Consider the following 9119-nt stretch of genomic DNA (forward strand, 5'->3'; position numbering starts at 1 on the left):
ATTTCCTCTCAACGTCCCCAATATCTTCCGCAACGCTTGCGCCTTTTTTCCATGGCGTGAATAATTTCGGTAATGACCGTTTTATTACGCCTGAGGGCGCCGGGCCAGTTAACCAATCAAAGAGGAACAGTTTGAACATAGACACGCTTGAAATTAGCCTAACGCCCGCAGACAACGCTCGCCTGCTGAGCCTGTGCGGGCCGTTTGATGACAACATCAAACAACTGGAGCGACGTCTGGGTATCGAAATCAATCGTCGCGATAATCATTTCAAACTCACCGGACGCCCTATCTGCGTCAATGCGGCTGCGGACATCCTGCGTAACCTGTATGTTGATACCGCCCCGATGCGTGGCGAAATTCAGGATATCGAACCGGAACAAATTCACCTCGCCATTAAAGAGGCGCGCGTGCTTGAGCAGAGCGCAGAAAGCATGCCGGACTATGGCAAAGCCATAAATATCAAGACCAAACGTGGCGTCATTAAGCCGCGTACACCGAACCAGACGCAGTACATTGCCAACATTCTCGACCATGACATCACCTTCGGCGTAGGTCCGGCGGGTACAGGTAAAACCTATCTGGCCGTCGCCGCTGCGGTTGATGCGCTGGAGCGCCAGGAGATCCGCCGTATTCTGCTGACCCGCCCGGCTGTTGAAGCAGGTGAAAAACTCGGCTTCCTGCCGGGGGACCTGAGTCAGAAGGTGGATCCTTATCTGCGCCCCCTGTACGACGCGCTGTTCGAAATGTTGGGCTTTGAGAAAGTTGAGAAGCTTATTGAGCGTAACGTGATTGAAGTCGCCCCGCTGGCCTACATGCGTGGCCGTACCCTTAACGATGCGTTCATTATTCTGGATGAGAGCCAGAACACCACCATCGAACAGATGAAGATGTTCCTGACGCGTATCGGCTTCAATTCGAAAGCGGTTATCACCGGTGACGTCACCCAGATTGACCTGCCGCGCAGCACCAAATCGGGCCTGCGCCACGCCATCGAAGTGCTGGCTGAGGTGGACGAAATCAGCTTTAACTTCTTCCACAGTGAAGACGTGGTACGCCACCCGGTGGTCGCGCGTATCGTTAACGCCTATGAAGCCTGGGAAGAGGCCGATCAGAAGCGTAAGGCCGAACTGGCCGCAGAACGTAAGCGCGAAGCGCAGGAGCAAGAACAGAAATGAGTCAGGTGATCCTCGATTTACAGCTGGCCTGTGAAGATAATTCCGGCATGCCAGAAGAGGCGCAGTTTCAGAAATGGCTGGATGCTGTTATCCCCCAGTTTCAGGAAGAGTCAGAAGTCACGATTCGCCTGGTGGATGAAGCAGAAAGCCATGAGCTTAACCTGACCTACCGCGGGAAAGATAAGCCAACCAACGTGCTCTCTTTCCCGTTCGAAGCCCCACCGGGTATTGAAATGCCGCTGCTCGGCGATCTGATCATCTGCCGTCAGGTGGTGGAACAGGAAGCCAAAGAGCAGCAAAAGCCGCTCGAGGCCCACTGGGCGCATATGGTCGTCCATGGAAGCCTGCACCTGCTGGGCTACGATCATATTGAAGATGACGAAGCGGAAGAGATGGAGTCCCTTGAGACAGAGATAATGCTTGCTCTGGGCTATGAGGATCCGTACATTGCCGAGAAAGAATAGTCAGACAACCGACTGACTAACATGCCGCCGCGTAAGGAAATAGCGCGGCGGTAAACATTGAACTGACGAGAGAACCCTTAACAAACGCCATGAGCGACGACAATTCACACAGTAGCGACACGACAAACAGTAAAAAGGGATTTTTCTCCCTCATTCTGAGCCAGCTTTTCCATGGTGAGCCCAAAAACCGTGATGAACTGCTGGAGCTGATTCGTGATTCCGGGCAAAACGATCTTATCGACGAAGATACGCGCGAAATGCTCGAAGGGGTAATGGACATCGCCGACCAGCGCGTTCGCGATATCATGATCCCCCGCTCGCAGATGATCACCCTGAAACGTAACCAGAGCCTCGATGAATGCCTCGATGTGATTATCGAATCCGCTCACTCCCGTTTCCCGGTCATCAGCGAAGACAAAGATCACATCGAAGGGATTTTGATGGCCAAAGATCTGCTGCCGTTTATGCGCAGCGATGCCGAAGCCTTCAGCATGGAAAAAGTGTTACGCCAGGCCGTGGTTGTGCCGGAAAGTAAACGTGTGGATCGGATGCTGAAAGAGTTTCGCTCCCAGCGTTACCACATGGCGATTGTGATTGATGAATTTGGCGGCGTGTCAGGCCTTGTCACGATCGAGGATATTCTTGAGCTGATCGTGGGCGAGATCGAAGACGAGTATGACGAAGAAGAAGATATCGACTTCCGTCAGCTTAGCCGCCATACGTGGACCGTTCGCGCTCTGGCCTCCATTGAGGATTTCAACGACGCCTTCGGCACCCACTTCAGCGATGAAGAGGTGGATACCATTGGTGGGCTGGTGATGCAGGCCTTTGGTCATCTTCCTGCCCGCGGCGAAACCGTTGACATCGATGGTTACCAGTTCAAAGTGGCGATGGCCGACAGCCGACGTATTATACAGGTTCATGTCAGAACGCCGGACGACTCACCGGTGCCAAAACTGGAAGATTAATGTAAATGGCATTTGCCCCACTGCTTGAACGCCAGCGCGTCCGTTTGCTGCTGGCGCTGTTACTCGGAGCCAGCGGTACGCTGGCTTTTTCTCCTTACGATATCTGGCCTGCAGCCATTCTCTCCCTGATGGGGTTACAGGGGTTAACCCTGAATCGTCGTCCCGTTCAGGCTGCAGCCATTGGCTACTTCTGGGGGCTGGGGCTGTTTGGATCCGGCATCAACTGGGTCTACGTCAGCATCGCCCAGTTTGGAGGTATGCCGGGGCCGGTTAACGTCTTCCTTGTGGTTCTGCTGGCCGCCTATCTCTCGCTCTACACCGGTCTGTTTGCGGGCATTCTTTCCCGCCTGTGGCCTAAAACCAGCTGGCTGCGCGTTGCCATTGCGGCTCCCGTGGTCTGGCAGATTACCGAGTTTCTGCGCGGCTGGGTGCTGACCGGCTTCCCGTGGCTGCAGTTTGGCTACAGCCAGATTGACGGCCCGCTGAAAGGTCTGGCGCCAGTAATGGGCGTTGAAGCCATTAACTTCCTGCTGATGGTGGTGAGCGGCCTGCTGGTGCTGGCGCTGGTTACGCGTAACTGGAAACCACTGGTGGTGGCGCTGGTTCTTTTCGCTCTGCCCTTCCCGCTGCGTTATATCCAGTGGTATACCCTGATGCCAGAGCGCGCCACACAGGTATCGATGGTGCAGGGAAATATTCCGCAGGCGATGAAGTGGGATGAAAAAGAGCTGCTGAACACGCTGAAAATTTACGCCAACGCCACTGAAGAGGTGATGGGTAAATCACAGCTGATCATCTGGCCTGAATCTGCCATTCCGGATCTGGAAATTAACCAGCAACCGTTTCTCAACATGATGAACGATCTGCTGCGCGCGCGCGGCAGTACGCTGATCACCGGGATAGTAGATGCGCGTCTGAATCAGCAGAACCGCTACGATACCTACAACACCATCATTACGCTCGGCAAAGACAGCGACTACAGCTACACCTCGACTGACCGGTATAACAAGAATCACCTTGTTCCGTTTGGCGAGTTTGTTCCGCTGGAATCGATACTGCGTCCGCTGGCACCGTTCTTTGACCTGCCAATGTCCTCTTTCAGTCGGGGTCCGTATGTGCAGCCGCAGCTGCATGCACACGGCTTTGCCCTGACGGCGGCCATTTGCTACGAGGTCATCCTCGGTGAACAGGTGCGCGACAACTTCCGTCCGGATACGGACTTCCTGCTGACTATCTCTAATGATGCCTGGTTCGGTAAGTCGATTGGTCCGTGGCAGCACTTCCAGATGGCGCGGATGCGTTCACTGGAGCTGGCGCGTCCGCTGTTGCGCAGCACCAACAATGGCATCACCGCCGTGATTGGACCGCGGGGAGAAATTCAGGCCATGATCCCGCAGTTTACGCGCGAAGTGTTGACGGCTAAAGTCACGCCGACAAGCGGCCTGACGCCATATGCCCGCACCGGCAACTGGCCGCTGTGGATCCTGACCGCCCTGTTTGGCTTTGGGGCTGTGCTGATGAGCCTTCGTCAGCGTCGTCGCTAATCTTACCTTCTGTTGCCGGGTGGCGCTGACGCTTCCCCGGCCTACATTTCGCTTCGTCGGTCGGGTAAGGCGTAGCCGCCACCCGACAGTTCCCTCCCAAATTTCAATTCTGGCACGCCTATTGCTTTGTTTATTCAGGTAAACGCAGTTTGGCTTCGTGTGCAACCTTGTCGCACCAGCATAGATCGCCGGTAGCACCGAAACGGTGCAACGAGAGATTTCTGCCTCGGAATGGTGCGGCGCGCTTCGCAAAAATAAACAATAACGCAGCAAAATCTTTACATTAAGCCAGACTAAATGTTAACAAGCTTGCATAACACTGCACTCGCATAGCGCGAGATATAACAACATCACAATGGGTATCAATGCGTCACTGACGCTGATAAGAAAGGAGTTGGGTATGCAATTACGTAAACTGGCCACAGCAATGCTGGTAATGGGGATGTCCGCAGGCGTTGTACACGCTGAAGACGCGCCGGCAGCCGGCAGCACTCTCGACAAGATTGCCAAAAACGGCGTGATCGTGGTCGGCCACCGTGAATCTTCTGTCCCGTTCTCTTACTACGACAACACGCAAAAAGTCGTGGGCTATTCACAGGACTACTCTAACGCCATCGTTGAGGCCGTGAAGAAAAAGCTGAACAAACCCGACCTGCAGGTAAAACTGATTCCAATCACCTCGCAGAACCGTATCCCACTGCTGCAAAACGGCACCTTCGATTTTGAGTGTGGCTCAACCACCAACAACCTGGAGCGTCAGAAACAGGCCGCCTTCTCCGACACCATCTTTGTGGTGGGGACCCGTCTACTGACCAAAAAAGGCGGTGACATCAAAGATTTTGCTGACCTGAAAGGCAAAGCCGTTGTTGTGACCTCCGGGACAACCTCAGAAGTGCTGCTGCACAAACTGAACGACGAGAAGAAAATGGATATGCGCATCATCAGCGCGAAAGACCATGGTGACTCCTTCCGTACGCTGGAAAGTGGCCGTGCCGTCGCGTTTATGATGGATGATGCTCTGCTGGCTGGCGAACGTGCAAAAGCGAAGAAGCCGGACAACTGGGATATCGTTGGTACCGCCCAGTCGAAAGAAGCCTACGGCTGTATGCTGCGTAAAGACGATCCGCAGTTTAAGAAGCTGATCGATGACACCATCGCCCAGGTGCAAACCTCCGGTGAAGCGGAAAAATGGTTCGACAAATGGTTCAAGAACCCAATTCCACCCAAAAATCTCAACATGAACTTTGAACTGTCTGACGACATGAAAGCACTGTTCAAATCACCAAATGACAAGGCTCTTAACTAATTAGAACTACAGGGGCAGGATCTCCTGCCCTCTCGATTGTCGGGAAGCATGGACAGACTATACGTTGAGTGGTCGTTCCCCACTCAGCGCGAAAAATGAGCTTCTCACCAATCTTCGAGGGTAGCGCTGCTACCCTTTTTTTCTGGAGTTTATTATGTCAATAGACTGGAACTGGGGCATATTTCTGCAACAAGCCCCGTTCGGCAACACAACCTATCTTGGCTGGCTGTGGAGCGGCTTTCAGGTTACCGTTGCGTTATCGATAACGGCGTGGATTATTGCGTTCCTTGTCGGTTCACTGTTCGGTATTCTGCGCACCGTCCCTAACCGTTTTCTCTCTTCTATCGGCACGCTGTATGTGGAACTGTTCCGTAACGTTCCGCTGATCGTGCAGTTCTTTACCTGGTATCTGGTCGTTCCTGAACTGCTGCCGGAAAATATTGGCATGTGGTTCAAGTCGGAACTGGATCCTAACGTACAGTTCTTTGTCTCCTCGATGATGTGTCTGGGGCTGTTTACCGCCGCACGCGTGTGCGAGCAGGTACGCGCCGCTATTCAGTCGCTGCCGCGTGGACAAAAGAACGCGGGTCTGGCGATGGGGTTAACGCTGCCGCAAACCTACCGCTACGTCCTGCTGCCTAACGCCTACCGCGTCATTGTTCCACCGATGACCTCAGAGATGATGAACCTGGTCAAAAACTCGGCCATCGCCTCCACGATCGGTCTGGTCGATATGGCGGCGCAGGCGGGTAAACTGCTGGATTATTCCGCCCACGCGTGGGAATCCTTCACTGCAATTACGCTCGCGTATGTTCTGATTAACGCTTTCATCATGCTGGTGATGAACCTGGTTGAACGCAAAATTCGCCTGCCGGGCAATCTGGGGGGCAAATAATGTACGAATTTGACTGGAGTTCCATTGTTCCTTCCATGCCGTACCTGCTGGATGGCCTGGTGATCACCTTAAAAATCACGGCGATCGCCATCATCGTCGGTATCGTCTGGGGCACCCTGCTGGCGGTAATGCGCCTGTCGAGCTTCAAACCGCTCGCCTGGTTTGCCACTGCCTACGTTAACGTTTTCCGCTCTATCCCGCTGGTGATGGTGCTGCTGTGGTTTTACCTGATTGTTCCCGGATTCCTGCAAAACGTTCTGGGACTGTCACCGAAAACCGATATCCGCCTGATTTCCGCGATGGTTGCGTTCTCCATGTTTGAGGCCGCTTACTATTCCGAGATCATCCGTGCGGGCATACAGAGTATCTCACGCGGGCAGTCCAGCGCGGCGCTGGCGCTGGGGATGACCCACTGGCAGTCCATGCAACTCATTATTCTGCCGCAGGCGTTTCGCGCCATGGTTCCCCTCCTGCTGACCCAGGGCATCGTGCTGTTCCAGGATACCTCTCTGGTATATGTCCTGAGCCTGGCAGACTTCTTCCGTACCGCGTCCACCATCGGTGAGCGAGATGGTACGCAGGTTGAGATGGTGCTCTTCGCAGGTGCGGTCTATTTTGTGATTAGTTTAAGCGCGTCGCTGTTGGTCAGTTGGCTGAAGAAAAGGACGGTATAATGATTTCCCTGAAAAATGTTTCTAAATGGTATGGGCACTTTCAGGTGCTGACCGACTGCTCCACCGAAGTCAAAAAAGGTGATGTGGTGGTAGTGTGCGGGCCGTCCGGTTCCGGTAAATCGACGCTGATCAAAACGGTTAATGGTCTGGAGCCTGTGCAGCAGGGTGAAATTGTTGTTAACGGCACCAAAGTGAACGACAAGAAAACCAACCTTGCCCAGCTTCGCTCCCACGTGGGGATGGTGTTCCAGCATTTTGAATTGTTCCCTCACCTCTCCATCATCGAGAACCTGACGCTGGCGCAGGTGAAAGTGCTTAAGCGTGACAAAAAAGCGGCGCGTGAGAAAGGGCTGAAGCTTCTGGATCGCGTGGGGCTTTCTGCGCACGCCGATAAGTTCCCGGCACAGCTTTCCGGCGGCCAACAGCAGCGTGTGGCGATTGCTCGCGCACTGTGTATGGATCCGGTGGCAATGCTGTTCGACGAACCGACCTCCGCACTCGATCCCGAAATGATCAACGAAGTGCTGGACGTCATGGTTGAACTGGCCCACGAAGGAATGACCATGATGGTGGTGACCCACGAAATGGGCTTCGCCCGCAAAGTGGCAAACCGCGTGATCTTTATGGATGAAGGCAAGATCGTTGAAGACTCGCCGAAAGAAGAGTTCTTCGCCAACCCGAAATCCGAACGCGCTAAAGACTTCCTGGCTAAAATCCTGCATTAATCTTCTCAGTGCGCAATCTTCGGATTGCGCACTGTCTCACGCTTTCAATCTCTGCTTCTCGTCGGCGTCACATTGCAGCGTTAACCTTGTCACAAAATAACGCTACGTATGGAGAACGCTATAGCACAGCCTATTATTTTCGATTGCGATCCGGGTCATGATGATGCGATTGCCCTCGTCCTTGCACTTGCCTCCCCTGAACTTGAAGTCAAAGCTGTCACCTCATCTGCCGGCAACCAGACGCCGGATAAAACCCTGCGCAACGTCCTGCGTATGCTGACCTTGCTAAAGCGCCCCGATATTCCCGTGGCCGGTGGCGCGGTCAAACCGCTGATGCGTGAACTGATCATTGCCGACAACGTACACGGAGAAAGCGGCCTGGACGGCCCGGCGCTGCCGGAACCAGGTTTCGCCCCGCAATCCTGTACCGCCGTGGAGCTGATGGCAAAGGTACTACGCGAGAGTGCCGAACCCGTCACGCTGGTAGCAACGGGCCCGCAAACCAACGTTGCGCTGCTGCTGAACAGCCATCCTGAACTGCACAGCAAAATTGCCCGTATCGTGATTATGGGCGGAGCCATGGGGCTGGGTAACTGGACGCCTGCGGCGGAGTTCAACATCTTTGTCGACCCGGAAGCGGCGGAGATCGTCTTCCAGTCGGGCTTGCCGATTGTGATGGCCGGACTGGATGTTACCCACCGGGCGCAGATTATGGCGAATGACATCGAGCGTTTTCGTGCGATTGGCAACCCGGTTGCCACGACCGTGGCCGAGCTGCTCGACTTCTTTATGGAATATCACAAAGCTGAGAAATGGGGCTTCCACGGCGCGCCGCTGCATGACCCGTGCACCATTGCCTGGCTGCTGAAGCCTGAGATGTTTACCACGGTAGAGCGCTGGGTTGGTGTGGAGACCCAGGGGAAATACACCCAGGGGATGACGGTAGTGGATTACTATTCGCTGACGGGCAATAAACCGAATACCACGCTAATGGTGGATATCGATCGGCAGGCGTTTGTGGATTTGCTGGCGGAGAGGCTCGCATACTATAGTGCGGCCTGATGCCCTCACCCCAACCCTCTCCCTGTGGGCTGAGGGTTCCCCAGAAAAATGAAAAGCACGATGAAGTGTGATCTACTGGTTGCGCTAACAAATCAGAAGAGACCTCATCGTGCCTTTACAGACAGTCTGCCAGAAATTTTTCTCCGCGTCTTTACCGGACGTTCACAGCTTCCGGATTAATGTCCTTGTTTCCATGGCCGTTGCCCTCACGCACGGTGCGGATCTGACCCTGACCAGCCTTGGTCGCTCTCTTCCCGGCAGGGCGCACGTCAAAAATAAAATTAAACGTGTTGACCGTGCCCT

Annotated in this window: 9 protein-coding genes; all 9 read left to right on the top strand. The window is 54.2% G+C overall.

Going from position 1 to position 9119, the window contains the following annotated elements:
- The first annotated feature begins 131 nt into the window (after positions 1-131).
- The 9 genes from HX884_RS04980 to rihA all read left to right on the top strand — a co-directional run bounded on the left by HX884_RS04980 (position 132) and on the right by rihA (position 8816).
- On the top strand, positions 132-1178 hold the full coding sequence (locus tag HX884_RS04980) for a PhoH family protein (protein WP_178327788.1): 1047 nt from the start codon (positions 132-134) through the stop codon (positions 1176-1178).
- The gene (gene ybeY, locus HX884_RS04985; RefSeq protein ID WP_003858677.1) at positions 1175-1642 is read left to right on the top strand and encodes an rRNA maturation RNase YbeY; all 468 of its coding nucleotides are present in this window, start codon (positions 1175-1177) and stop codon (positions 1640-1642) included. Before HX884_RS04980 ends, ybeY begins: the two co-directional genes overlap by 4 nt.
- Positions 1643-1731: 89 nt before the next feature.
- On the top strand, positions 1732-2610 hold the full coding sequence (gene corC / locus HX884_RS04990) for a CNNM family magnesium/cobalt transport protein CorC (protein WP_013097576.1): 879 nt from the start codon (positions 1732-1734) through the stop codon (positions 2608-2610).
- A 5-nt stretch (positions 2611-2615) separates the two neighbouring features.
- Positions 2616-4154, top strand: a complete 1539-nt coding sequence (lnt, locus tag HX884_RS04995) for an apolipoprotein N-acyltransferase (RefSeq protein ID WP_178327789.1) — start codon at positions 2616-2618, stop codon at positions 4152-4154.
- A 400-nt stretch (positions 4155-4554) separates the two neighbouring features.
- Positions 4555-5460, top strand: coding sequence for an amino acid ABC transporter substrate-binding protein (locus HX884_RS05000; RefSeq protein ID WP_014883004.1), 906 nt, complete (start codon positions 4555-4557; stop codon positions 5458-5460).
- Between the two features lie 154 nt (positions 5461-5614).
- Positions 5615-6355 carry an amino acid ABC transporter permease gene (locus tag HX884_RS05005; protein WP_013097579.1) on the top strand — a complete coding sequence of 247 codons (741 nt, stop codon included), beginning with the start codon at positions 5615-5617 and terminating at the stop codon, positions 6353-6355.
- Entirely contained in the window at positions 6355-7029 is a 675-nt protein-coding gene (gltK, locus tag HX884_RS05010) for a glutamate/aspartate ABC transporter permease GltK (RefSeq protein ID WP_013097580.1), read from the top strand. Before HX884_RS05005 ends, gltK begins: the two co-directional genes overlap by 1 nt.
- Entirely contained in the window at positions 7029-7754 is a 726-nt protein-coding gene (locus tag HX884_RS05015) for an amino acid ABC transporter ATP-binding protein (protein ID WP_014831084.1), read from the top strand. The genes gltK and HX884_RS05015 overlap by 1 nt, the downstream gene beginning before the upstream one ends.
- Positions 7755-7874: 120 nt before the next feature.
- The gene (gene rihA, locus HX884_RS05020) at positions 7875-8816 is read left to right on the top strand and encodes a pyrimidine-specific ribonucleoside hydrolase RihA (RefSeq protein ID WP_029882138.1); all 942 of its coding nucleotides are present in this window, start codon (positions 7875-7877) and stop codon (positions 8814-8816) included.
- Positions 8817-9119 lie beyond the last annotated feature (303 nt).

It is taken from the genome of Enterobacter sp. SECR19-1250 (assembly GCF_013391025.1).
In the GTDB taxonomy this organism is placed as follows: domain Bacteria; phylum Pseudomonadota; class Gammaproteobacteria; order Enterobacterales; family Enterobacteriaceae; genus Enterobacter; species Enterobacter cloacae.

Excerpts from the sequence above, each read along its gene's own strand:
- lnt (WP_178327789.1), top strand. The coding sequence starts at position 2,616 with ATGGCATTTGCCCCACTGCTTGAACGCCAGCGCGTCCGTTTGCTGCTG.
- HX884_RS05015 (WP_014831084.1), top strand. The coding sequence starts at position 7,029 with ATGATTTCCCTGAAAAATGTTTCTAAATGGTATGGGCACTTTCAGGTG.
- HX884_RS05005 (WP_013097579.1), top strand. The coding sequence starts at position 5,615 with ATGTCAATAGACTGGAACTGGGGCATATTTCTGCAACAAGCCCCGTTC.
- HX884_RS05000 (WP_014883004.1), top strand. The coding sequence starts at position 4,555 with ATGCAATTACGTAAACTGGCCACAGCAATGCTGGTAATGGGGATGTCC.
- corC (WP_013097576.1), top strand. The coding sequence starts at position 1,732 with ATGAGCGACGACAATTCACACAGTAGCGACACGACAAACAGTAAAAAG.
- ybeY (WP_003858677.1), top strand. The coding sequence starts at position 1,175 with ATGAGTCAGGTGATCCTCGATTTACAGCTGGCCTGTGAAGATAATTCC.
- gltK (WP_013097580.1), top strand. The coding sequence starts at position 6,355 with ATGTACGAATTTGACTGGAGTTCCATTGTTCCTTCCATGCCGTACCTG.